This window comes from Micromonospora sp. CA-269861 (genome assembly GCF_050948505.1).
GTDB lineage: Bacteria > Actinomycetota > Actinomycetes > Mycobacteriales > Micromonosporaceae > Micromonospora.
Map to the genome: position 1 here is coordinate 3,304,968 of NZ_CP192014.1, position 24,138 is coordinate 3,329,105.

Genomic DNA, 24,138 nt, shown 5'->3' on the forward strand with positions numbered 1-24,138 from the left:
CGCGGGGGCCGGGCGTCCCGGCACGTACGCTGGGTGACCGTGAGACGCACCCTGTTCGGTCGCCCGCTGCGCGCCGTCGCCTTCGATGTGGCAGTCGCCGCCCTGGTGGTGCTCGTCTCACTGGCCGCGGCGGTGAACCAGCCGGGCGGTTGGGCGGCCACGGCGGTCGGTCTGGGGATGGCGGTGGCGCTGCTGTTCCGGCGCACCCACCCGAGCGCGGTGACGGTGGCGGTCGCGGTGCTCGCCCTGATCCAGGTGATCGCCAGGTGGGGTCCGCTCATCTACGACGTGGCCGTCCTGATCGCGCTCTACAGCGTGGTGAAGTACGGCCGGCGGCTGCGCGACGGCATACTGGCCGGCGCGGTCGCCGCCATCGGCGTGCTGCTGGCCGCCGCACAGACCCCCAATGTCATCCAGTGGTGGGTGACCGCGCTGTGGTACGCGCTGGTCACCGGCGCGGTGTGGTTGGTGGCGCTGAACGTGCGGACCCGCCGGCTCTACGTCCTCAGCCTGGAGGAGCGGGCCACGACCCTGGAACGCGAGCGGGAGGCCGAGTCCCGGGCGGCGGTCGCCGAGGAGCGCACCCGGATCGCCCGCGAGCTGCACGACGTGGTCGCTCACAGCATGGCCGTGATGATCGTCCAGGCGGACGGCGCCCGGTTCATGCTCGACCGTGATCTCGCCCAGGCGCGTACCGCCGTGAAGGTGGTCGCGGACACCGGCCGGCAGGCGCTGGAGGAGATGCGCCGGCTGGTCGGCGTCCTGCGCGACGCCGACCCGGGCGGCGCGGACGGGGCCGACGGGCTGGCGGTGGCGGCCGACCCCGAGCACCGACGCCTCGCCCTGGCCGAGTTGCCCGACCTGCTGGCCCGGTTCGACGACGCCGGGCTGCACGTCCGCAGCACTGTCACCGGTACGCCACCGACCCTGCCGCCGGGCCTGGAGCTGACCGTCTACCGAGTGGTGCAGGAGGCGCTCACCAACGCGCTCAAGCACGCCGGCGTCGGGGCCGGCGTCGAGGTCGTCCTGGCGTACACCGCCGAGACCGTCCTGGTCCGGGTGGTCGACGACGGTCGCGGCCGCCCGCTGGTCAGCCCGGCGCCGTCCGGCGGGCACGGCCTGCTCGGCATGCGGGAGCGGGTGACGGTGTACGACGGCAGCCTCACCGCCGGTCCCCGGCCGACCGGGGGGTGGCAGGTCGAGGTCCGGCTGCCGCTACCGTCAGAGCCGGCAACGGAGGTGATCGCGGCATGACGGTCCGGGTAGTGATCGTGGACGACCAGGCGCTGGTCCGCGCCGGGTTCCGGATGGTGCTGGACTCCCAGCCCGACCTGGAGGTCGTCGGGGAGGCGATCGACGGCGCGGACGCCCTGCGGGTGCTGGCCCGCACCGAGGCCGACGTCGTCGTGATGGACATCCGGATGCCCACCATGGACGGGGTGGAGGCGACCCGGCGGCTCTGCGCCGAGCGGCCCGCAGGTGGCCCCCGGGTGCTGGTGCTGACCACCTTCGACACCGAGGCGGACGCATTCGCGGCGCTGCAGGCCGGGGCGAGTGGCTTCCTGCTCAAGAACGTGCCGCCGGAGGAGTTGCTGGCCGCGATCCGGGTGGTGGCCCAGGGCGATTCGGTGGTGGCTCCGTCGATCACCCGGCGCCTGCTGGACCGGTTCGCCGGGCAGCTCGGCGCCGCCCCGAGCGCCGACCCTCGACTCGCGCAGCTCACCGAACGGGAACGGGAGGTGCTGCTGCTTGTCGCCCAGGGGTTGTCCAATGCGGAGATCGCCGCGCGGGTGCACGTGGCCGAGGCGACCGTGAAGACCCACGTCGGGCGGATCCTGGCGAAGCTCCAGCTGCGCGACCGGGTCCAGGCGGTGGTCCTGGCGTACGAGAGCGGGCTGGTCACGCCCGGCGGATGACGCCGCGTACGACCTGGGTCGTAGCGGCCGGGGTGCGCACCGCGACCGGGGGCGCACGCAGGTCGAGCGCACAGGTGGAGATCGACAGACCGGTGCCGGCCATAGCGTCGGAGGGGTCCGATCCGTCACCTGCACCGGGAGCCCCGCATGATCCGCCTGACCCTGCGCTCGTTGCGCGCCGAGGCGCTGCGCATGCTGCTCTCGGCGCTCGCCGTCGTGCTCGGCGTCGCGTTCGTCGCCGGCACGATGATCTTCGTCGACGGGATGCGGGCCGGAGCGTACGAGCGGGCCGGAACCTTCGACCGCCACACCGACCTGGGTGTCTACTCGGCCGGGCGGGTGGTGTTGCCCCCGACCCTTGTCGACCGGGTGCGAGCGGTCGACGGGGTGGCCGCCGCAGCCGGTGAGCTGACCAACACCGCGGGCATCGTCGGCACCGACGGTCGGCCGGTGCTCGGCTTCACCATGCTCGTCGCCATCCCCACCGAGGACGCTCTGCGCTCGTACGACGTGGTGGCCGGCCGGTTGCCCGACCGGGCCGGGGAGGTGGTGCTCGACGCCCCGACGGCGGCCGAGCAGGGCTTCGGGCTCGGCGCGGCGGTGCGGATCGGCGCCACCGGTGGGGCGGCCCGCCCGTACACCCTGGTCGGCACCGTCGACGTGGCCGGCACCGCCCGCGACGTCGGTGGTCCGTTCGTCGGCCTGGTCGGGCCGGACGCGCTGGCCCTCACCGGCGAGCGGGGCTACGGCCGGATCATGGTGGCGGCCCGGCCGGGCGTCGACGTCGCGGCGCTGACCGAGAAGGTACGCGCCGTGGCCGGCGTCGACGCCACCGTGAAGAGTCGCCAGCAGATCCTCGACGAGGCCGTGGAGGACGCGGTCCGCAACGTGGACCAGTTCCGGATGCTGTTGTTGATCTTCGTGGGGGTCGCGATCGTGGTGGCCGGCTTCGTGATCGCCAACACCTTCGCGATCGTGCTGGCGCAGCGCACCCGACGGACCGCGCTGCTGCGCCTGATCGGCGCCACCCGGGGACAGGTCTTCCGATCCACAGTGCTGGAGTCGGCCGTGCTGGGGCTTGTCGCCTCCGCGCTCGGGGTGCTGCTCGGGGTGGCCCTTGCCGGCGGCCTGCGGCTGCTGCTGTCCCGACTGGACGTGCCGGTCACCGGCGGCCTGACCGTGACCGGCTCGACAGTGCTGACCGGCCTGCTGCTGGGCACCGGGCTCACCGTGTGCGCTGCACTGCTGCCCGCCTGGCGGGGAACGCGGATCGCCCCGGTGGCCGCGCTCACCGACGCCGCGGTGCAGCCGGGCCGGGGCGCTGGTCGGGTTCGGCTGACCGTCGGCGCGGTGCTCCTCGCGGTCGGTGTCGCCGCGCTGGCCGGCGCTGCCGGTGCCGGTCAGTTGCTGCTGGTGGCGCTCGGTGGGGTCCTCACCTTCTTCGGGATCGTGCTGTTCGGGCCGGTGCTCGTCCCGGCGCTGGCCCGGGCGTTCGGCTGGCCGGTACGTCGCGCGCTCGGCGCCACCGGTGAGCTGGCGGTGGCCAACACGGTGCGCAATCCGCGCCGGGTCGCCGCGACGGCCACCGCGCTGGTGATCGGGATCGGACTGGTCTCGGCGTTCATGGTCGGCGCGCGTAGCACCAAGGACGGCATCGAGCGCAGCGTGGACACCCAGATCGGCACCGACTTCGTGGTCAGCGGAATCGGTCAGGACCTGCCTTCCGGGCTCGTCGGCGAGCTCGCCTCCCGCCCCGAGCTGGGTGTGGTGCACGAGCAGCGCAGCCGGGTCGTCGACGACGTCGAGATCCGCGCGGCACACCCGGCGCTTGTCGGCCGGACGTTGAGCGGGGTGCTGGCCGGCGACGCCGACCGGGTCGGGCCGGGGCAGGTGCTGGTGCACCGCGAGTTGGCACGGGCACGCGGCTGGCAGGTCGGCTCGCCGGTGACCGTCGGGGGGCGGTCGTTCCGGGTGGCCGCCGTGGTCACCGACGACACCTCCGGCGGTGTGGCGCCGACCGGTCACGTCATCGACCTGTCCGACCAGGACTTCGCCGCGCTCTTCCCCACCCAGCGGGGCTACCTGGCCGAGATCGACCCCGCCGACGGGGTGAGCCCCGAGCGGGCCCGCGACGCGATCACCACGGTGCTGGGCCGCTACCCGACGGTGAACCTGATGGACCAGGGCGCGTACAAGAAGATGCTCACCGGCACTGTGGACATGCTGCTCGCCTTCGTCACCGCTCTCCTCGGCCTGGCCGTGGTGATCGCCCTGGTCGGCGTGGCGAACACCCTGAGCCTGTCGGTGGTCGAGCGGACCAGGGAGAACGCGGTGCTGCGGGCGGTCGGGCTGACCCGCGGGCGGATGCGGGCGGTGCTCGCCGTCGAGGCGGTGCTGATGGCGCTTGTCGGCGCGGTGCTCGGCGTCGGGCTCGGCACCGGAGTCAGCGCGTCCGCGATGGCCCTGCTGGACCGCCTCGGCGGCGACTTCCACGTCGTGCTGCCGCTCGGCCAGCTCGGGCTGATCCTCGGCGTCGCGGTGCTGGCCGCCCTGCTCGCCTCCGTGCTGCCGGCTCGCCGGGCGCTGTCCCGCCCGGTCGTGGAGGCGCTCGCCGACCAGTGAACCGGTCGGGCCTCGTCCCTGCCACCAGACGGACATCCGCCGGCCGGTCCCGCCATCTTCCCCGGCGGCGGGACCGGCCAGCGGTGCCGGGTCTACAGGCGCTCGACCATCGGGCCGACGCACCGGTTGCGGGTGTCGAAGACGTAGCGGGCGTGCCTGACCACGAGGTCGTAGTCGAAGGTGTCATGGTCGGTGACCACCACCACCGCGTCGGCCGCGCGGACCTCCCGCTCGGTGAGCCCGACCACGGTGACCCCGGCGGGGATCTGGTGCGCCTCCGCGTACGGCTCGACGGCGTGCACCTCGGCGCCGAGGGCCTGCAGCCGGCGCGCCACGTCGACGGCGGGGGAGTCGCGCATGTCGCCGGTGTTTTTCTTGTACGCCAGACCGAGCAGCAGCAGTCGGGCGCCGCTGACGGCCCGGCCGTCCCGGTTCAGCCCTCCCATGATCCGCTGCGCGACGTGTTCGGGCATCTCGTGGTTGACGTCGTTGGCCAGCTCGATGAACCGGAACTGCCGACCGAGGCGGCGCTTGACCTGCCACGACAGGTAGCACGGGTCGATCGGCAGGCAGTGCCCTCCGACGCCGGGGCCGGGCCGGAACGGCAGGAAACCGAACGGTTTGGTCGAGGCGGCGTCGATCGCCTGCCAGACGTCGATGTCGAGGTGGTGCGAGAGCATGGTCAGCTCGTTGATCAGCGCGATGTTGACCTGGCGGAAGGTGTTCTCGATCAGCTTGGTCAGCTCGGCGACGCGGGTGGAGTCCACAGGTACGGTGCGTTCCACGAGGCGCTTGTAGAACTCGTCCACCCGGGCCAGCGACGCCGGGTCCACACCGGAGACGACCTTCGGGGTGTTCTCCAGTCGCCAGGTCGGGTTGCCCGGGTCGATCCGCTCCGGGCTGTAACCGAGGTGGAAGTCGCCGGGGCTGGTCAGCCCGCTGGCCGACTCCAACAGTGGGCGCAGCAGCTCCTCAGTGGTGCCCGGGTACGTGGTCGACTCCAGGATCACCGTGCAGCCCGAGCGTACGTACGGGCCGATACCGATGCCGGCCTGCTCCACGAAGCTCAGGTCCGGGGTGCCGTCGCGCAGCGGAGTCGGCACCGTGATGACGCAGATGTCGAACCCGTCGGCGTCGGTGTACTCCGTACTGGGGTGGTAGCGGCCGCTGCCCAACGCCCGGCCCAGCCGGTCGGCCGGGATGTCCTCGACGAACGACTCGCCGGAGGCGAGACGCTTCACCCGGTCGGCGTCGACGTCGAGACCGATCACGTCGAGCCCCGCCTCGACGGCCCGCATGGCCAGCGGCAGCCCGACGTACCCCTGACCGATGACGACCAGCTTTTCAGCGCTCACCCAGGCTCCCGCGGCAGATGGTGTAAATGGCCTGCTGAGAGCCTAGAGGCGTCTTCGGCGACGTAAGTCCGTTTTGGGGATATCGGTGCTGGTGGGACTGTCGGGGTGGCGTCGACGGGCGGCTCAGCCGCCCGCCGGCACCTCCGGATCGACAGGCGCACTGGAGGTGGTGGGCGGATCAGTCGGCACGCTGGTCGTCGGCGGCGCGGCAGTGGTGGGCGCCGCGCTGGTCGGCGGGGCCGTGGTGACGCCCGCCGTCGGCGTCGGCGAGTTGGCGGTCTGGCTCGGCTGCACGCTCGGCGTCGCGGAGGCCGAGGCCGACGCTGTGTTGCCGGGGGCGTGCGGCCGGTCGGGCCGGCCGGGGTCGACGCTGGTGATCTGCTCGTTCGCCGCAGGCAGGTCGACGGGGCCGCTCGGCGCCACAGTCGGCGAGGTGGTCGGCAGGTGGACCGCCGGGTTCTCGCCGGCGTTGCGCGCCGCGGCTAGTGCCGCGCTGAGCCCGACCAGCCCGACCAGCACGGCCGCGGCCGCGCCGACAAGCGGACCCCGCCGTCGCTCGGCCCGCGACCTGCTCGCCACCGCCGCGCCGGCCGGCACGTCCGTACGGGTGCCCGGGCCCGCGCCGCGTAGCGCGACAGGCGTGGCCATCGCCGTCGGCGGCTCGCCGCCGGTGACCGCCGTCCGCGCGGCCTCGGCCATCGCCGCTCCGCTGGTGAACCGCTCCAGCGGATCCTTGGCCAGGGACCGCGACACCAGGGCACGGACCGCCTCGGGAATGTCGTGCGGCAACTCCGGCGGCTCGTCGTCCAGGTGCCGGACGGCGACCTGGAGCGGATTGTCACCGGTGAACGGTGGACTGCCGGTGAGGCAGCAGTAGGTGACCGCGCCGAGGGCGTAGATGTCGGTGGCACCGCTGACCGGACGTCCGGCGGCCTGCTCGGGGGCCATGTAGAGGGCGGTGCCCGGCACCGCGTTGGTGCTGGTGATGCTGGTGATGTCGGTGGAGCGGGCCACGCCGAAGTCCACCAGGACGACAGTGCCGTCCTCCTGCACCAGCAGGTTGCTGGGCTTGACGTCGCGGTGCACGATGCCGCCGCGGTGGGCCGCGTTGAGCGCTGCGGCCGCCTGGGCCACGATCGACATCGTCTCGGCCACGTCGAGCCGCCCGGCCGCCTCGATCCGCTTGGACAACGGCTCGCCGGCGACGAACTCCATGACCAGGTAATCCGCCCGACCGCCGTCGGGGAGGTCGTCCTCGCCGCAGTCGAAGACCTGCACGATGCCGGGGTGCCGCAACGCCGCCATGATCCGGGCCTCGGCGCGGAACCGGGCGATGAAATCGGGGTCGGAGACCAGCGCCGGCAGCAGGACCTTGACCGCGACCTGCCGGCCGAGGATCAGGTCGGAGGCACGCCAAACGTCGCCCATGCCGCCCGTGGCGACACGTTCGTCCAAGCGGTAGCGACCGCTGAGCACGACCTCCGATGACAGCACCGCATTACCGTACCTAGAGCGGCGCGGGGGGGCGCGCCGTGGCAGGGCCACCGGGTGGCTGGTTCAGACTGGCTGATCCGGCCTGACCTGTGTGGACGCCCGGACCCGGTGACGCTACGAATCTGCGGTGTCACGAAAAGCGACAATTTCCGTCGTCCAGGCTCCGACGGCGGCAAAAAACCTCCTCCAGTAAGCGGTTGGCGTCTCCTGCTCACCTGCCGTTACGGCGACGCGCCGTCGCGCAGGGTTGATAATTGTCACTCTTCCGTGACACGACGCCGACTTGTCGCGTCGTGAGCCCCCTCTTAGCGTTAGCCCGGCTCGGGCCCTCCCGGCCACCTCGGTGCGCAGCGCGCCGATCGACCACCCTGGCGTTGGCCCCGGACACGCCGCCCCGACAATCGTGGACGCGGGCACAATCAGAGCGGCGGAGGGCGGTGTGGTGCGGGTGCAGATCGGTCGGACGACTCGTACCGCGTGCCGTGCCCGAGCACGGCGGGCCGGGCCGGCACGCGCCGGACGATGCGTGGACCGCGAATGACCGCCGACCTGTCCGAGGTGGTGAGCGCCGCGCAGGCCGGCGACGAGGAGGCGTTCCGCTCGCTCTACCGCAGCCTCCAGCCCGGGCTGCTGCGGTATCTGACCGCCCTCGTCGGGGCCGACGCCGAGGACGTCGCCTCGGAGACCTGGCTCCAGATCTCCCGTGACCTGCCCGGTTTCACCGGAGGCGAATTCCGGGCCTGGACGGTCACCATCGCCCGCAACCGCGCGATGGACCACCTGCGGCGGATGCGCCGCCGCCCGTCGCTGCCGGTCCCGGTGCAGGCGCTCGTCGATCTCGCCAGCGACGCGGACACCGCCGAGCGAGCCAGCGAGACGATCGGTACCGAGACCGCCCTCGCGCTGATCGCCACCCTGCCGCCCCGGGAGGCCGAAGCAGTCCTGCTGCGGGCCGTGATCGGGCTCGACGCGGGATCCGCCGGCCGGGTGCTGGGCCGCCGGGCCGGTGCCGTGCGGACCGCCGCGCACCGAGGTCTACGCCGGCTCGCCGTCCTGTTGGAGCGGCAGAGCCCGGCCGGGCCGCCAGTCGGGGTCGAGGGGGTGCCGCCGCCGCGTACGGGCAGCGGCCCCGCCCTGCGAGCACCGCACGCTGAACCGGCGGACGGCTGACGTGAGGGGACTCCCGATGAACCCGTTCCGGCGGGCCGAGCGCGCCGACACCGAGCGGCTGCTCGACTCGGCCTCCGCCCGGTTGGACACCACGCTGGATCAGGACCCTGCCGCCCCGCCCACGGACGCGACTTCACCTCAGGTGCACCCGAGCGCCCCGAACCTGTCCCCGGCCGAGCCGGTGGCCGCGTTGCTCGCCGCGGCGGCCGGCCCCGTCCGCGCGGGCGAGTTGGCCGGCGAGGAGGCCGCACTGGCCGCGTTCCGGGCCGCCCGGGCCGACCCGGCGCCGGCCGTGCCGCAGCGGCCACGCCGTCGCCGGTTGACCACCGGCGCGGTGGCCTGGATCGGCGCGGTGGCAGCCACCGCCACCGCGGGGGCCGCCTTCGCCGCGGTCACCCGGGACCGAGCTCCGGACCCGGTCGCACCGGCGCCGTCGCCCACGTCACCCTCGCCCCACCCGGGCGCACCCCGGTCGCACGAGTCCGCTCGGTCGGTGGCCCCCGGCACCCTGTCGCCCGGCGCGCCGTCGCCTGTCACCGCCACCCCGCCGGCCACTCCCGCACCCGCTGGTCAGGTGCACGGCCTGTGCCGCGCGTGGCAGGCCAAGAAGCCCGAGCAGCGGGAGAAGGCGCTGCGCACCCCGGCCTTCCAGCGGCTGGTGACCGCCGCCGGCGGCCCCGCCCAGGTCGAGGCGTACTGCCAGCGGCTGGTGCCCGAGACGAAGCCGTCCGAGTCGGCGAAGGTCACGCCGTCCGAGTCGGCGAGGGGCAGGCCGTCCCCATCGGCGAAGGGCAGGCCGTCGCCGCCGCGACCGGGTCACCCCGCCGACGGCTGAACGTCGGCGACTGGAGCGGTTTGGTTCCGCCCTGGATCGGAAATTCGTCTGTTAGACAGAAGTTGGTGGTGCCGTGCTCGCCCCGCGACGGTGTCGGTGGGTGGGTTTACGGTGGCACAGTGTGCCGGACCCGGCGCACGGAGAAGGGGGCCCGACCCTTGGTGACGACACCCGATCTGGACCGCAGCGCCATTCTGCGCGAGTCCGCAGCCGCAGTCCGACACCTGGCCCGGATCTGCTTCAAGACCGGCCCACCCACCCACACCGGCGTCGAACTGGAATGGACCGTGCACGACGCCGCCGATCCCGCCCGACCCGTCGACGCGACGCGGCTGCGAGCGGCGCTGGGGCGGCACAGCCCCGCCACGCTGGATGCCACCAGCCCGGCCGAGCCGCTGCGACACGGCGGCACGGTCACCCTGGAGCCGGGTGGCCAGTTGGAGATCTCCACCCCGCCCCGCCCCTCGGTCGCCGCGTTGATCAACGCCACCGAGGCCGACATCGCCCAGGTCACCGACCTGCTGGCCGCCGCCGGGCTGGTCCTCGGCCGCAGCGGCATCGATCCCCACCGACGGCCCCGCCCGGTGGTGGAAACCCCCCGCTACCGCGCGATGCGCGGTGCCTTCGACCGTCGTGGCCCGGCCGGCCGCACGATGATGTACAGCACCGCCGGCCTGCAGATCTGCCTCGACGCCGGCGAACCGGACCAGGTCGCTGACCGCTGGGCCGCTGCCCACGCGGTCGGGCCTCCACTGCTTGCCGCGTTCGCCTCCGCCGCTCGACACGCCGGGCGGCGCACCGGTTGGGCCTCCGCCCGGATGGCCGCCTGGCTGGCCATCGACCCGACCCGGACCCGTCCGGTCTGGTCGGCTACCCGCGCCGACGACGATCCCACCGACGCCTGGATCAACTACGTGCTCGCCGCGCCGCTGCTCTGTCTGCGCCGGCACGACGCCGACTGGGCGGCGCCGCCCGGCGTGACGTTCGCCGACTGGCTCGACGGCGCGCTGCCACAACCGCCCACCACCGATGACCTCGACTACCACATCAGCACGCTCTTTCCGCCGGTACGACCGCGCGGCTACCTGGAGCTGCGCTACCTGGACGCCCAACCCGATCGGGACTGGCGGCTGCCGCTGGCGGTGCTGACAGCCCTGTTCGGCGACCCGGGCACCGTGCGCGAGGCGTACACCATCGCCACGCCGGTGGCGCACCGCTGGTCGGTCGCCGCCCGGCGCGGCCTGGCCGACCCTGCGCTGGCCGCCGCGGCGGCGGCCCTGCTCGACCTGGCCCTGACCGCCCTACCGCGACTGGAGCTGCCCGCCAGCACCCACGACGAGATCCAGCGAGGCGTACGTCGGCGGTTGGCCGCCGCAGAGAGGGGAGACCGGTGAGCGCGAGGAGTGAGCCGGGTTTGCGAGCCTCGCAGTCGCGAACGGAGGGTGGTTCGGTGAGCGCGAGGAGTGAGCCGGGTTTGCGAGCCTCGCAGTCGCGAACGGAGGGTGGTTCGGTGAGCGCGAGGAGTGAGCCGGGTTTGCGAGCCTCGCAGTCGCGAACGGAGGGCGGGGAGCAGTTGCGCGATCGGATCGCTGTGGAGTTGGCGCGGGCCCGGGCCCGTACCGCGTTGTTGACCGAGGTGGTCGATGACGCCGACCTGACGCGCCAGCACTCACCGTTGATGTCGCCGCTGGTCTGGGACCTTGCCCATGTGGGCAATCAGGAGGAGCTCTGGTTGGTCCGGGACGTCGGGGGCCGGGAGCCGGTCCGGTGTGACATCGACGAGTTGTACGACGCGTTCAAGCAGCCGCGCCGGGACCGGCCCGCGCTGCCCCTGTTGCCGCCCGCGGAGGCGCGGGCCTACCTGGCCACCGTTCGGGACAAGGTCCACGATCTGCTCGACGCGGTGGCGTTCACCGAGCGGCCGTTGGTCGCCGACGGGTTCGCCTTCGGCATGATCGTGCAGCACGAGCAGCAGCACGACGAGACCATGCTCGCCACCCACCAGCTGCGCTCGGGGCCGGCGGTGCTGCACGCCCCGGCACCGCCCGAGCCGTCGGTCCGGGTCGGCGCGGAGGTGCTGGTGCCGGCTGGTGAGTTCACCATGGGCACCGACACCGATCCGTGGGCGTTGGACAACGAACGTCCGGCGCACCGGGTCGACCTCCCGGCGTACGTCATCGACGCCGCACCGGTGACCAACGGCCAGTACGCGGCCTTCATCGCCGACGGCGGCTACACCGAGCAGCGCTGGTGGAGCCCGGCCGGCTGGGAGCACCGGGTTCGGGAGCAGCTCAGCGCGCCGATGCACTGGCGTTCCGACGGCGACGACTGGTCGTATCGGCGTTTCGGTCAGTGGGCGCGGGTCCGCGCCGACGAGCCGGTGGTGCATGTGTGCTGGTACGAGGCGCAGGCGTACGCGGCGTGGGCCGGCAAGCGGCTGCCGACCGAGGCGGAGTGGGAGAAGGCGGCCCGCTGGGATCCGACGACCGGGCGGTCACGCCGTTACCCGTGGGGCGACGACGACCCGACCGAGGCGCACGCCAACCTCGACCAGCGCCATCTGCGGCCGGCGCCGGTGGGCGCGTACCCGGCCGGCGCTTCGCCGTTGGGTGTGCACCAGCTCGTCGGCGACGTCTGGGAGTGGACCTCGACCGCGTTCGACGGCCATCCGGGGTTCGCCGCGTTCCCCTATCGCGAATACTCGGAGGTCTTCTTCGGCGGCGACTACCGGGTGCTGCGTGGTGGCTCCTTCGGCACCGACCGCTCTGCCTGTCGGGGCACCTTCCGTAACTGGGACTATCCGATCCGCCGGCAGATCTTCAGCGGTTTCCGCTGTGCCCGGGACGTGCGACCGGACGAGTCGTACCGGTGAGTCGCCGTGCGACCGGCGGCCCGGCGGCGGGCCGGGGGCGCTGATGTGTCGCCACCTGGCCTACCTGGGGCCGCCGGTCACGCTCGCCGAGTTGTTGTTCGACCCCGCGCACTCGTTGGTGCGGCAGTCCTGGGCGCCGCGCGACATGCGCGGTGGCGGCACGATCAACGCCGACGGGTTCGGTGTCGGCTGGTACCCGGGCGATGGTGAGCCGGTGCGGTACCGGCGGGCGCAGCCGATCTGGAGCGACCCCACCATCGCCCAGCTCGCCGCGGTGACCCGCAGCGCGGCGGTGCTGGCGGCGGTCCGCTCGGCCACGGTGGGGATGGCGGTGCTCGACGGCGCGGCGGCGCCCTTCGCCGAGGGGCGGTGGCTGTTCAGCCACAACGGTGTGGTCCGCGGCTGGCCGGACGCCGTGGTGCCGCTCGCCGCCGAGCTGCCGGTACGGGACCTGCTCACCCTGGACGCCGCCACCGACTCGGCGCTGCTCTGGGCGCTGGTGCGGCATCGGTTGCGCGCCGGTGCCGACCCGGCCGAGGCGGTCGGGCGGACGGTGACCGATGTCGCCGCCGCCGCACCCGGCTCGCGGCTCAACCTGCTGCTCACCGACGGGCATCGGGTGGTGGCCAGCGTGGCGGGTCACGCGTTGTCGGTCCGCGAGGCGCCGGGATCGGTGCTGCTCGCCTCCGAGCCCCACGACGACGATCCCGGGTGGCGGTCGGTGCCGGAGGGGCACCTCGTCGTCGCCACCGCGGGCGAGGTGCGGATACGTCCACTGCCGACCCCGGTGCGCCACGCCGGGCCGGCACGCAACGGTTGATCGAACAGAGGAGCGAACCGATGACCGCGGAACCCCTGGAGATCTACCTCGAAGAGGGTGACCTGGAGCGCGGCCTGCGCGACGACGTCCGGGCCGGGCTGAGTGCCGGGCAGAAGTGGCTGCCGCCGAAGTGGTTCTACGACGCCCGGGGCAGCGAGTTGTTCGAGGAGATCACCCGGCTGCCCGAGTACTACCCGACCCGGGCCGAGCGGGCCGTGCTGGCGGCGCGCGCTGCGGACATCGCGGCGCTGACCGGGGCCAAGACGCTCATCGAGTTGGGCTCCGGCTCGTCGGAGAAGACCCGGCTGCTGCTGGACGCCTTCACCCGCCGGGGTGGGTTGGGCACGTTCGTCCCTCTCGACGTGTCGGTCAGCGCGCTGCGGGGGTCCACCGCCCAGATCGCCGCCGACTATCCGAGGCTGCGGGTCCGGGGCATCGTGGGGGACTTCACTCGCCAACTGGACCGGTTGCCCACCGGCGGCCGGCGGTTGGTGGTGTTCCTCGGTGGGACCATCGGGAACCTGTTGCCCGCCGAGCGGGCCGAGTTCCTCACGGCGATGCGAGCCGCGCTCGAGGTCGGTGACTGGCTGTTGCTCGGCACGGACCTGGTGAAGGACCCGTCGGTGATCGTGCCCGCGTACGACGACGCCGCCGGGGTCACCGCCGAGTTCAACCGCAACGTGCTGCACGTGATCAATCGCGAGTTGGGCGCCGACTTCGACCCGGCCGCGTTCGCGCACGTCGCCGTCTGGGATCCCGACCACGAGTGGATCGAGATGCGGTTGCGGGCGACCCGCCCGATGAGCGTGCGGGTGCTGGGGCTGACAGTCGGTTTCGCGGCGGGGGAGGAGCTGCGTACCGAGGTCTCGGCGAAGTTCCACCCGGAGGGGATCGCCGCGGAGCTGGCCACGGCCGGCTTCGCCACGGCGGAGTTCTGGACCGACCCGGACGCGCTCTTCGGTGTCACGTTGGCGCGGGCGCGGTGAGGCTGTTCACCCGACTGGACCGGGTCCGGCGGTGATCCGATAGGCTGATCACGCGAAGGGGAGTAGCCCCCAATGTCGTGGTCGACATACTGGTGCGTTCCGCATCCGGCCACGCGGCCCCGGTTCTCTCGGGGCGGGCGAGACCTTCGACTCAGGCTGTTGCAGCCGGGTCGAGGGCGCCCCTGTACCTCCTCCCGGCGTGAACGGGAAGGACGTCATGGAGGGATTTTTCGCCGCGCTGGTCGTCAGCTTCGGCGTCATCTTCGTCGCCGAGCTGGGGGACAAGTCCCAGTTGATGGCGCTGACCTTCGCCACGCGGTTCAAACCGATTCCGGTGCTGATCGGCATCACGGTCGCCACCGCGGTGGTGCACCTGGCGTCGGTCGCCATCGGCGCGGGTCTCGGGGCGGTGCTACCGACCGAGTGGATCTCCCTGGTGGCCGGCGTGGCGTTCCTCGGGTTCGGTGCGTGGACGCTGCGGGGGGACAAGCTCACCGAGGAGGAGAAGCGTAAGGCGGAGAAGACCAACAAGACCGCGCTGGTGGCGGTGTCGGTGGCGTTCTTCCTCGCCGAGTTGGGCGACAAGACGATGCTCGCCACGATCACGCTCGCCACCAAGTACGGCTGGTTCGGCACCTGGCTCGGCTCCACCATCGGCATGGTGGCCGCGGACGCGCTGGCCATCCTGGTCGGCCGGATGCTCGGTCGGCGGTTGCCGGAGAAGACCATCAAGTACGGCGCCGCGATCCTCTTCGCCATCTCCGGACTCTGGTTGATCCTGGAGGCGGTGGACGAGCTGACCTGAGCGCCGACTAGCCGCCTCGTGGGCGGGTAACGGCCCGGGGTGGAGCCGGCCGAGTTGTTGCGCCAGGGCGACCAGGTGCTGGTTGCCGTGGTGGAGGTGGCCGGCGCGCTGGTGATCTTCGTTGGCGCGGTGTGGGCGGCGGTGCGGTTCGTGGTCGAGGGGCTGCGACACCGCAGCGCCGCCCGCTTTACTTCGATCCGGCTGTCGCTGGGTCGCTTCCTGACCCTCGGCCTGGAGTTCCAGTTGGCGGCCGACGTGCTGCGTACGGCGGTGTCTCCGTCGTTCACGCAGATCGGCCAACTGGCGGCCATCGCGACGATCCGAACGGCGTTGAACTACTTCCTGGGCCGCGAGATCCGTCAGGAGCAGCGTCAGGTGGCCGAGGGGGAGCGTCGACAGTGACGGGCACCCTGGTCACGGTGGTCACGGCCCTGGCGCTGGTCGCCGGGGTGGTCACCACGTTCAGCACCGGGGCGCTGCGAAGTGGCGTCCGGGTACTGCTGGACCTGCTCACCGCGGCCGGCCTGCTCCGGCTCGCCGGCGAGCCGGGGTGGAACGGCCTGGCCGGCGCGGTCGCGATCATCGCCCTGCGTCAGCTGCTCGGGGCGACGCTGAGCAGGCCACCGCCATGGTCCGGCCGACAATCCCCGGCGCCCTGCGCCGACGACGATCACCACCTACCGTTGGCCTCAACAGGTGAAACGGGAAAAGCGGGAGGATGACCACATGGGCCGGCACGACGAACCGAACGAGTACGGCTACTCCGGCGCTGCCACCGCTCCGGAGCCGCCGCCCGGCGGTAAGCCCGACGAGCAGGATCGCGTCGAGGCGGTGGCGGTGCCGGGCGACGACCTCACCGGGCCGACGGCCGAGGCGTTGGTCGAGGAGACCGAGGACCTGCCGCCCGCCGACCGTCGCCACTGACCCGAGGCCGCGCCAGCGTGTTCAGCGGGCGTCGGGGTGCTGGTAGACATCGGGTACGCCGTCCCCGTCGGCGTCCAGCTGCTCCCGCTCGGCCACCGTCCGGTAGGCCGCGTTGCGGCGGGTGAGCACCGTGGCGGCCAGCCCGGCGGAGATCACTGAGCCGAGCAGCACGGCCGCCTTGACCCGGTCGTCGGCCGTGCTGCCCGCCCCGAAGGCGAGGTCGCCGACGAGCAGCGAGACGGTGAACCCGACGCCGGCCAGCAGTGCGATTCCGAGCAGGTCGGTCCAGGTGATGTCCTCGTCAAGTTCGGCGCGGGTGAACCGGGCCAGCAGGTACGTCGAGCCGAAGATGCCGATGCTCTTGCCGAGCACCAGTCCGGCGACGATGGCGATGACTATCGGGTCGGTCAGCAGGGCGCCCAGGTCGGTGCCGCGCAGGGTGACCCCGGCGGCGAACAGGGCGAAGACCGGCACCGCGAAGCCGGCCGACACCGGCCGCCAGCGGTGCTCCAGTCGCGCGGCGAGCCCACCCTCGCCCGCCCCCGCGTCACCGGTGGCCGGCTGACCGCCGCGCGCCGATCGGCGGGCGAGCACCGGGACCGTGAAGCCGAGCAGGACGCCTGCCACCGTGGCGTGCACGCCCGAGGCGTGCATCAGTGTCCAGGCGGCGACCGCGAGCGGGATCAGCGCCCACCACCAGGTACGCCCCCGCTGCACCAGCACCGCGAAGAGTCCGATCGGCACCAGCGCGGCGAGCAGCGGAACGGGATGGAAGTCGGCGGTGTAGAAGATCGCGATGATGGTGATCGCGAACAGGTCGTCGACCACCGCGAGGGTGAGCAGGAATGCGCGTAGGCCCTGGGGCAGATGTGAGCTGATCACCGCGAGCACGGCGAGCGCGAAAGCGATGTCGGTGGCGGTCGGAATGGCCCAACCGCGCAGGCCCTGCCCGCCCGCGCTCGCGACCACCGCCACGTAGATCAGCGCCGGCAGGAGCATCCCGCCGAGTGCGGCCGCCACCGGCAGCGCGGCTCGGCGCGGGTCGCGGAGGTCACCGGCGACGAACTCCCGTTTGAGTTCCAGGCCCACCACGAAGAAGAAGATGGCCAGCAGGCCGTCCGCCGCCCAGGCGGCAACGGTCAGGTCGAGGTGCCAGGGCGCGCCGCCGGGCCAGGGCACGACGTCGCCGAGCCGGGTGTACGACTCGGACCACGGGGAGTTGGCCCAGATCAGGGCGATCACGGCACCCGACAGCAGCAGCGCGCCACCGACGGTCTCGGTACGCAGCACGTCGGTCAGGTGCCGGGCCTCCGGCCAGGAGGATCGGGAGAACAGCCGGATCTTCGCCGGACGCGGCCCCGAGGGTGGGGTGCGGGAGGTCATGTTCGGGCTCACCTACGGGAGTCGGGACGGCAGGAATCCACTCGCCGACCAGACTTCCCGGCACACCGCTGTCGACCCTATCCGGCGGCGTGGTCGGCGGCGATCGCTGGGCCGATCGGACGCCATCCGACCGGCCTTCGACTTTTTTCCCCGTTGTCGCCGCAGCCGAATGGCCGTTTGTCGGGTTGGTCATGCGGGCGCACATTTCGCGACCGGAAAATAGGTAACTCCGGACATAAGCCGTATGAACCGCTTTAATGGTTTCACGAGTTTAGAGACGACCTTGGGGGTTTTCGTGAAGTTCTTTGCCGTAACCGGACCGGCACGGGGGCGCTCCTGATGGACCTGCTCCGCCAATTGCGCCACGTGCGTCGGCACTGGTGGGTCGCGCTGGTCACGGTCATGGTGGCTCTCGGCGTCTCGGCGTTTCTGACCGTACGGGCCCAACCTCGGTACGTCGCCTCGGTGACCTTCTTCGTCACCACCCCCAGTACCGGTGTGACCGACGCCTACCAGGGCGGGCTCTTCCTCCAGCAGCGCGTCAAGTCGTACGCCGACCTGCTCAGCAGCGACCGGCTGGCGCAGAGCGTGGTGGCCGAGACTCCGGTTGGCCTCACCGCCGACGAGGTGCAGCGCCGGGTGAGCACTTCCACCGAGACCGGCACCGTCCTGCTGCGGGCGACGGTCACCGACACCGACCAGACCCGCGCGTTGCGGGTGACGGAAACCCTCGCCAAGAAGTTCGTCGAACTCGTCGAGAAGGTCGAGACGACGCCGGAGGGCAAGACGCCCATCAAGATTGAGATGGTCAGTGGTCCGCGGGTCAGCGCCAACCCCGTCTCGCCGCAGCCGGTCCGCAACCTCACCCTCGGCGGCCTGGTCGGCCTCATCCTCGGCATCGGTCTGGCGATCCTGCGGGGCGTCGCCGACGTCCGACTGCGCGACGCCGCCGGCCTGCAACGCGCCACCGGCAGCCCACTGCTCGGTGAGATCCCGTTCGAGGCCAACGCCCGCAGCGCGCCGCTGATCGTGGGCGACGCCGCGACCTCGGCGCGCGCCGAGGCGGTCCGCAAGCTGCGGACCAACCTGCGCTTCGTGGACGTCCACGAGCCGGCCCGGGTCATCGCGGTGACCAGCGCACTGCAGGGCGAGGGGAAGACCACGCTCTCCTGCAACCTGGCCATCGCGTTGGCCGAGGCGGGCTGGCGGGTGCTGCTTGTCGACGCCGATCTGCGCCGCCCGAAGGTGGACGACTACCTGGGCCTGGACGCCGGCGTCGGCCTCACCGACGTGCTCGTCGGCGACGTGAAGGTGGGAGACGTCGTTCAGCGCTGGGGAGACAAGTCGCTGCTGGTGCTGCCCAGCGGGTCCGCCCCGCCGAACCCGAGCGAGCTGCTCGGCTCCAAGGCCATGTCGGACCTGCTGCTGGCGCTTCGTGAGTCGGCGGACATCGTGATCATCGACACCGCGCCGCTGCTCGCGGTGACCGACGGCGTGGTGGTGGCCGTACAGGCCGACGGCGCGCTGCTGGTGACCCAGCAGGGCCGTACCTCGCGGACCCAGGTCGCCGCGGCGGCCCGGTCACTGCACTCGGTCTCGGTCCGGCTGCTCGGCTGTGTGCTGAACATGGCGAAGGTGGCCAAGGCCGAGGCGTACCAGTACGAGGCCTACCGGGTGGTCGCCTCGACGGCCGGGGCATCGGTGCCGGCCGACCGGGCCGCGTCCGGCCGGCACAGCGCGACCGCCGACGGGGTCAACGGCGTCCCCGACCACACCCAGGAACTCACCCGGCTGCCCCGATGAGCGCGGCGAGGGGTCGCAGCGACCGTTCGATCTCCTCGGCGCAGCGTCGGAAGTCGGCTGCGGTGCCGCCGATCGGGTCCCGAAGGTCGTCCTCGTCCGGGGCGGCGGGTTGCAGCCGTCCCCGGGCCTGGGCGGCGGCGGCGATCGCCGCCCGTAGCGGGTCGTCGGTCGAGTCGGCGGGCGGCTCGGCCGCCGCGGCCAGCCGGCCGAACTGGCGCAGCGTGAACGTCCGGTGCAGCGCCCCCGGCGCCAACGCCGTGCAGACCGAGCGTTGGCGTCGGGTCGCGGTCAGCACGAGCGTCGCGTCGACCAGGTACTCGGGGCGCAGCCCCCGGGTCCGGAAATCCGCCGGGTCCGCGCCGCTCTCGGTCGCGACCTCCATGGCGTACGGGTGCATGGTCAGCCCGTCGATCGCGTCGGTGCCGGCGCTGGCCACCTCGACGGGTTGGTCGGCCAGCATCCGGCGGGCCAGGTACTCGGCCATCGGCGACCGGCACAGGTTGGCGTGGCAGACGAACAACACGCGATCAGCCATCGGTGCCCCTCTCATCGGTACGGACACGGACGCCCGCACCGCGGGGGCGGTGCGTCGACGCCGGTGGACGCGCGGGGAGGGGTTGTCGGCATCGTACGCGCGCCGGACGCGCGCCGGTCGTGGTGCCGCGCCGGCCACCGGCGATCCCTGCGGGACGGGGGAGTACCGGTGAAGATCGGCATCCTGTCGTACCACTTTCCGCCCGAGCCGGCCTTCATCCCCGGGAGCCTCGCCGAGGAGCTGGCCGCGCGTGGGCACGAAGTACGGGTCCTCACCGGCTTTCCGGACTATCCCGGCGGGCACGTCTACCCCGGCTGGCGACAGCGGTGGCACCACGAGACGCACAGTCAACGGCTGAGCGTCCGACGGGTGCCCCGGTACCCCGGGGGCGCCGCGTCCATCGGCGGTCGGATGGCCAGCTACCTCTCCTTCGCCGGCAGCGCGGGGCTTGTCGCACGCCGGTTCCTCGGCGGCGTGGACGCGCTCTACGTCTTCCAACTGCCCGCGACGACGTTCGCCGCCGCCGGGGTGCTCCGGTTGCTCGGGCGGGTGCCGGCGGTGCTGCACGTGCAGGACGTCTGGGCCCGCGACGGCGCGGACGAGGGCGGCGAGGGGCGCTGGGCGGCGCGAATGGGCAGCACGATGACGCGGCTCTACCGGACCGCGGCGCGAATCGCGGTCGCCGCGCCGTCGATGCGGGACCTGGTGGTCGCCGCCGGCGCCGACCCGGCCCGGGTCCGGCTGGTGCTGAACTGGACCGACGAGCGGATCTTCCACCCGGCGACGCCCGGCGCGGCTGCCCGCCAGCTGGTCCGTCGAGACGGTCGGTGCGTGGTGATGCACGCCGGGACCATCGGGGCGCGGCAGGGGTTGGAAACCGCGGTCCGGGCGGCCGCGGCGCTGGACCGGACGATGGACCTGGTCCTGGTCGGTTCGGGAGCGGCGGAGCGGCGGGTGCGGGGGCTCGCCGCCGAGCTGGGCGCGGACAACGTCCGCTTCCTGGAGCGGCGCTCGCCGATCGACATGCCCGAGCTGTACGCCGCCGCCGACTACCAGTTGGTCATGTCGCGCGACCTTCCGGAGCTGCGCGGCACGGTGCCCGCCAAGCTTCAGGCCGCGCTCTCCTGTGCCGCGCCGGTGATCGCGTCGGCCGGCGGGGACACGGCCGAGCTGGTCGAACGGGCTCGCGCCGGGCTGTCCTGCCCGCCGGAGGACTGGGCGGCGCTGGCCGACCGGTTCTGGTTGGCCGCCACCATTCCGCCGCCGACTCGCACCGAGATGGGTCGCCGGGGGCGGGCCGTGTACCTGCGGGAGATGTCGCTGCCCGCCGGCGTGGACCAGATCGAACGGTTGCTGCACGAGGCGGCCGGACGAGTCGCGCAGCCCACCACGGAACCACGAAGGAAACTCGCTTAAAGGACGGCAAACGCAATAACGGTACGAAGTTCCCTGAGGCGTGCTAGAACGTCAGGGAACCGACCTTCTGTCCGGTTCTGCGAACGGGAGTGTGGTGTGACGGTGAGCGAACGACCGATCCGGCGACGGAGCCGGTCCCGGCGTCGTCGGCGTGCCCGACTGCGACGGGCCCTCCTTGGCGCCCTGGTGGTCGGCTCGCTGTTGCTGGCGACCGGGGGGTGGATCGGCTTCCGCGGCTGGCAGGCGCGCACTCACCTGCTCAACGCCGCCGGCCTGGCCCGAGAGCTGAGCGCCCAGATCGTCGGTGGGGACACCGACCGTGCCCTGCGGACGCTCGCCGCCCTCCAGGAGCAGGCCGGCTCAGCCCGCGCGGCAACGGCCGACCCGAGTTGGCAGCTCGGACGACGGACGCCGATCGCCGGCGACGACCTCGACGCCGTCGCGCAGATCGCCGTCGCCATCGACGAACTGGCCCGGCACGCGTTCCCGACCCTGCTCCGGACGGATCTGACCAGCCTGGTGCCGGCCGGCGGCCGGGTGGACCTCACCCGACTCGCCTCCGTCTCCACGCAGCTCACCGGGGTGCACGAGTCGGTGCAACGTACGCGCCAGAACCTGGCGGCGGTGCCCGCCGACAGTCTGGTCAGCCAGATCCGACAGGCGCTGCGCGACCTGCGCGACGAGATCGACCGGCTGGCCAGCCTCACCGCGGCCGCCGACCAGGGAGCCCGGCTGCTCCCGCCGCTGCTCGGCGCGAACGGCCCACGCCGCTACCTGCTCGTCTCGCAGAACCTCGCCGAGCTGCGCGCCACCGGCGGCATGTTCGGCGCGTACGCGATGATCGAGGCGGAGAACGGCAAGGTGAAGATGGGCAAGCAGGGCAGCAGTGCCTCGCTCGGCCGGTTCACCCCGGCGCTGACGGTGCCCGCCGAGACCCGGGCCCTCTGGGCGGACCTGCCCGGCATCTATCCCGCCGACGTCAACCTGTCGCCGCACTTCCCGACCGCCGCGACGCTGTACCGCGAGATGTTCCGGCGCAAGACCGGCACCACCGTCGACGGCGTACTCGCCGTCGACCCGGTGGTGCTGTCCTACCTGCTCAAGGCGACCGGTCCGGTGCTGGTGCCCGGCGGGGTCCCGCTCGCCAGCGAGAAGGTCGTGCAGACCCTGCTCAATGAGAGCTACCAGCGTCTCGACCTCAAACAGCAGGACGACTTCTTCGCGGCGTCGGCCGCCTCGGTGTTCGACACCTTCTTCAAGAAGAATGTCAACCCGCGGGTGTTGTTGTCCGCATTTGACCGTGCTATCACGGAACGCCGGATATTGTTCTGGAGTGCCCGACCTGAGGAACAGCGGACATTCGGCGAGAGCCGGATGGCCGGGACGCTTCCGGAACAGGACACCGTGCCGACTGTTGGCGTGTTCCTCAACGACGGCAGCGGCGCGAAGCTCGGCTACTACCTGCGGCCGACGGCGAACCTCACGGTCGGCGAATGCCGGCCGGACGGCCGCCGTGAGCTCCGGCTGCGGGTGACTCTGCGCTCAACGGCGCCGAAGTCCGGACTTAGCGAATCCGTGCTCGGCCTCGGTATGGCCGGCGATCCGTACACCGCCCGCACATTGGTGTCGATCTTCAGCCCGGCTGGTGGAGCGGTGCTGGAGGCCCGGCTGGACGGGGCCGAGACGGCGCTCGGCAGCGGCACCGAACGCCGCCGTCAGGTGGCGACGGCCAGCGTCGACGTCGGCCCCGGCGCCGAGAGGGCGCTGGAAGTCACCGTGCTGACGGCCAAGACCGGCGTCGGGCAGGCCGAGCTGTGGCTGACCCCCACCGCCAGCCCCTGGACCACCCAAGTTCATTCCGCACCAAGCTGTGATCAGTAGGAGGGAACCAATCATGCGGCTATCCCGCATCATCATGGCGCTCACGGTCGGCCTGGCCGTGGTGGCCGTGCCGACGGCAGCGGGGGCGGCAGCACCGCAGCCGCAGCCGAGCGCGACCACCGACCCGCCGCAGCCGCCGCCGTACCCGCCGGGCACGGTCGCGTCGCTGACCGTCAACCGGCCGACGATCTACCTGGGCGAGACGGTCGTGCTGACCGGTACCAACTTCGGCCCGAACGAGACCGTCGACATCAACGTGACTGTCACTCCGCTCGCCGCTCCGGCCGGCGGTGCTGCTCCGGCTCGCCGCAGCGACGGCAGCACCGTGGCCATGGCTCCGGTGGCCTACCAGGCGAGCGCGCCCCTGCACTTCACGGCGTACACCAACGGCCAGGGCCGTTTCACCAAGAACTACAAGCCGTCGGTGACAGGTCTGCTGACCTTCACCGCCACGGGCCGGGAGTCCGGCCGTACCGCCAGCACCGAGCTGCGCGTGCTGCACAAGAAGCAGCCGCTGCCCGTCACGGGTGACAGCCTCGGCACGCCCATGAAGCTCGGCGGCGGCCTGGTCGGCGCCGGTGCGGTCATGCTGCTGCTGACCCTGGCCTGGCGTCGCCGCCAGCGCTTCGGTGGTGCGGCGCACTAATCCACACCACCGGGCTACGCCCGGATCGCACTGAAGCTGGCGCCCGTCGGAACACTCCGACGGGCGTCAGCCCTGTGCAGGGAGCACCGGGCCATTCCGACGGGCGTTGTGCCGTCTTGTGACCTCCTCATGCCGTCCGCTGACTCGTGATCGACTCGGTTTCATGACATCGGGGTGTCCGGGTGTCCGGGATGCCCCGACTTCCGTGAACCCGAGTGGATCACCCGGGGTGCGGGGCGATTGGGTGTCGTGGCCTGGTGTGGGGTGGGTGGTTTGTCGGGTTGTGGGTGTTGGTGGGTGGTGACGGGGCGCATTCGTGGGCCGGAATCATGGCCGGGTCGGGGTCGTTACATACCCTGACGATCGCAGCACCACCGACCGCCGCCCTGGTCCTTCGGGGCTGGTCGCGTAGGTGGGAATGCTAGCCACCGGCCGGTCGTTGCAGTCCCCACGACCAACCGCAGGCACCGCCTCGATGTGGGTGCCCGGTGGGCCTCCCCGGAATGACTTAGGCCCACGGGTCGTTGCAGTCCCCACGAACGACCGCCCGTCACCGCCTCGATGAGGGTGCCGGCAGGTGGGCCACCCCGGAATGACCCCGGCCCCCCGGTCGTTACACGTGGACCCGGCGCCACGAGCCCCCGCTCGCAGGCCGCCGACCTTGAAGACTTTCCC

At 72.5% G+C, this 24,138-nt stretch carries 21 protein-coding genes; 17 read left to right on the plus strand and 4 right to left on the minus strand.

Annotation, left to right across the window (positions count from 1 at the left end; genetic code table 11):
• Window positions 1–33 precede the first annotated feature (33 nt).
• The 3 genes from ACQP0U_RS15315 (at window position 34) to ACQP0U_RS15325 (ending at window position 4,538) form a co-directional block, all read left to right on the plus strand.
• The gene (locus tag ACQP0U_RS15315; protein ID WP_433319962.1) at window positions 34–1,254 is read left to right on the plus strand and encodes a sensor histidine kinase; all 1,221 of its coding nucleotides are present in this window, start codon (window positions 34–36) and stop codon (window positions 1,252–1,254) included.
• Window positions 1,251–1,916 carry a response regulator gene (locus ACQP0U_RS15320; protein WP_124815676.1) on the plus strand — a complete coding sequence of 222 codons (666 nt, stop codon included), beginning with the start codon at window positions 1,251–1,253 and terminating at the stop codon, window positions 1,914–1,916. The genes ACQP0U_RS15315 and ACQP0U_RS15320 overlap by 4 nt, the downstream gene beginning before the upstream one ends.
• A gap of 147 nt (window positions 1,917–2,063) precedes the next feature.
• The gene (locus tag ACQP0U_RS15325) at window positions 2,064–4,538 is read left to right on the plus strand and encodes an ABC transporter permease (protein ID WP_433319965.1); all 2,475 of its coding nucleotides are present in this window, start codon (window positions 2,064–2,066) and stop codon (window positions 4,536–4,538) included.
• Between the two features lie 92 nt (window positions 4,539–4,630).
• Here the strand turns inward: ACQP0U_RS15325 and ACQP0U_RS15330 are convergent, their stop codons facing one another.
• Together ACQP0U_RS15330 and ACQP0U_RS15335 are read right to left on the minus strand one after the other, a co-directional pair.
• Entirely contained in the window at window positions 4,631–5,893 is a 1,263-nt protein-coding gene (locus ACQP0U_RS15330) for a nucleotide sugar dehydrogenase (RefSeq protein WP_433319968.1), read from the minus strand.
• A gap of 123 nt (window positions 5,894–6,016) precedes the next feature.
• Window positions 6,017–7,387: a serine/threonine-protein kinase gene (locus tag ACQP0U_RS15335; protein WP_433319971.1), complete on the minus strand. Its 1,371-nt coding sequence runs from the start codon at window positions 7,385–7,387 to the stop codon at window positions 6,017–6,019.
• A gap of 537 nt (window positions 7,388–7,924) precedes the next feature.
• Here ACQP0U_RS15335 and ACQP0U_RS15340 point away from each other — a divergent pair.
• The 10 genes from ACQP0U_RS15340 (at window position 7,925) to ACQP0U_RS15385 (ending at window position 15,799) form a co-directional block, all read left to right on the plus strand.
• On the plus strand, window positions 7,925–8,557 hold the full coding sequence (locus ACQP0U_RS15340; RefSeq protein WP_433319974.1) for an RNA polymerase sigma factor: 633 nt from the start codon (window positions 7,925–7,927) through the stop codon (window positions 8,555–8,557).
• Window positions 8,558–8,573: 16 nt separating this feature from the next.
• Window positions 8,574–9,392, plus strand: coding sequence for a hypothetical protein (locus ACQP0U_RS15345; protein ID WP_433319977.1), 819 nt, complete (start codon window positions 8,574–8,576; stop codon window positions 9,390–9,392).
• A gap of 158 nt (window positions 9,393–9,550) precedes the next feature.
• The gene (gene egtA / locus ACQP0U_RS15350; protein WP_433319980.1) at window positions 9,551–10,786 is read left to right on the plus strand and encodes an ergothioneine biosynthesis glutamate--cysteine ligase EgtA; all 1,236 of its coding nucleotides are present in this window, start codon (window positions 9,551–9,553) and stop codon (window positions 10,784–10,786) included.
• Between the two features lie 140 nt (window positions 10,787–10,926).
• The gene (gene egtB / locus ACQP0U_RS15355) at window positions 10,927–12,264 is read left to right on the plus strand and encodes an ergothioneine biosynthesis protein EgtB (RefSeq protein WP_433320866.1); all 1,338 of its coding nucleotides are present in this window, start codon (window positions 10,927–10,929) and stop codon (window positions 12,262–12,264) included.
• 43 nt (window positions 12,265–12,307) lie between these two features.
• A complete protein-coding gene (gene egtC, locus ACQP0U_RS15360) occupies window positions 12,308–13,084 on the plus strand; it encodes an ergothioneine biosynthesis protein EgtC (protein WP_433319983.1) in 777 nt (258 codons plus the stop codon).
• 20 nt (window positions 13,085–13,104) lie between these two features.
• On the plus strand, window positions 13,105–14,070 hold the full coding sequence (gene egtD, locus ACQP0U_RS15365; protein ID WP_433319986.1) for an L-histidine N(alpha)-methyltransferase: 966 nt from the start codon (window positions 13,105–13,107) through the stop codon (window positions 14,068–14,070).
• Between the two features lie 217 nt (window positions 14,071–14,287).
• Window positions 14,288–14,875 carry a TMEM165/GDT1 family protein gene (locus tag ACQP0U_RS15370; RefSeq protein ID WP_433319989.1) on the plus strand — a complete coding sequence of 196 codons (588 nt, stop codon included), beginning with the start codon at window positions 14,288–14,290 and terminating at the stop codon, window positions 14,873–14,875.
• 39 nt (window positions 14,876–14,914) lie between these two features.
• The gene (locus ACQP0U_RS15375) at window positions 14,915–15,277 is read left to right on the plus strand and encodes a DUF1622 domain-containing protein (protein WP_433319992.1); all 363 of its coding nucleotides are present in this window, start codon (window positions 14,915–14,917) and stop codon (window positions 15,275–15,277) included.
• Window positions 15,274–15,597 carry a hypothetical protein gene (locus ACQP0U_RS15380; RefSeq protein WP_433319995.1) on the plus strand — a complete coding sequence of 108 codons (324 nt, stop codon included), beginning with the start codon at window positions 15,274–15,276 and terminating at the stop codon, window positions 15,595–15,597. The genes ACQP0U_RS15375 and ACQP0U_RS15380 overlap by 4 nt, the downstream gene beginning before the upstream one ends.
• A 4-nt stretch (window positions 15,598–15,601) precedes the next feature.
• A complete protein-coding gene (locus tag ACQP0U_RS15385) occupies window positions 15,602–15,799 on the plus strand; it encodes a hypothetical protein (protein WP_433319998.1) in 198 nt (65 codons plus the stop codon).
• Window positions 15,800–15,820: 21 nt separating this feature from the next.
• Here the strand turns inward: ACQP0U_RS15385 and nhaA are convergent, their stop codons facing one another.
• Window positions 15,821–17,182: a Na+/H+ antiporter NhaA gene (gene nhaA, locus ACQP0U_RS15390; protein WP_433320001.1), complete on the minus strand. Its 1,362-nt coding sequence runs from the start codon at window positions 17,180–17,182 to the stop codon at window positions 15,821–15,823.
• A gap of 339 nt (window positions 17,183–17,521) precedes the next feature.
• Here nhaA and ACQP0U_RS15395 point away from each other — a divergent pair, with 339 nt between their 5' ends.
• Complete coding sequence (locus ACQP0U_RS15395; RefSeq protein WP_433320004.1) at window positions 17,522–18,985, plus strand: polysaccharide biosynthesis tyrosine autokinase; 1,464 nt, start codon at window positions 17,522–17,524, stop codon at window positions 18,983–18,985.
• Here the strand turns inward: ACQP0U_RS15395 and ACQP0U_RS15400 are convergent.
• Window positions 18,966–19,520 (minus strand): low molecular weight phosphatase family protein, encoded by a 555-nt coding sequence (locus tag ACQP0U_RS15400; protein WP_433320007.1) that lies wholly within the window; start codon window positions 19,518–19,520, stop codon window positions 18,966–18,968. The genes ACQP0U_RS15395 and ACQP0U_RS15400 overlap by 20 nt on opposite strands.
• Window positions 19,521–19,688: 168 nt before the next feature.
• On the opposite strand from ACQP0U_RS15400, the gene ACQP0U_RS15405 reads away from it, so the two are divergent.
• The 3 genes from ACQP0U_RS15405 (at window position 19,689) to ACQP0U_RS15415 (ending at window position 23,463) form a co-directional block, all read left to right on the plus strand.
• Window positions 19,689–20,936 carry a glycosyltransferase family 4 protein gene (locus ACQP0U_RS15405; protein ID WP_433320009.1) on the plus strand — a complete coding sequence of 416 codons (1,248 nt, stop codon included), beginning with the start codon at window positions 19,689–19,691 and terminating at the stop codon, window positions 20,934–20,936.
• A 102-nt stretch (window positions 20,937–21,038) separates the two neighbouring features.
• On the plus strand, window positions 21,039–22,817 hold the full coding sequence (locus ACQP0U_RS15410) for a DUF4012 domain-containing protein (protein ID WP_433320012.1): 1,779 nt from the start codon (window positions 21,039–21,041) through the stop codon (window positions 22,815–22,817).
• Between the two features lie 13 nt (window positions 22,818–22,830).
• Window positions 22,831–23,463, plus strand: coding sequence for a hypothetical protein (locus ACQP0U_RS15415; RefSeq protein WP_433320015.1), 633 nt, complete (start codon window positions 22,831–22,833; stop codon window positions 23,461–23,463).
• The last annotated feature ends 675 nt before the right edge of the window (window positions 23,464–24,138 follow it).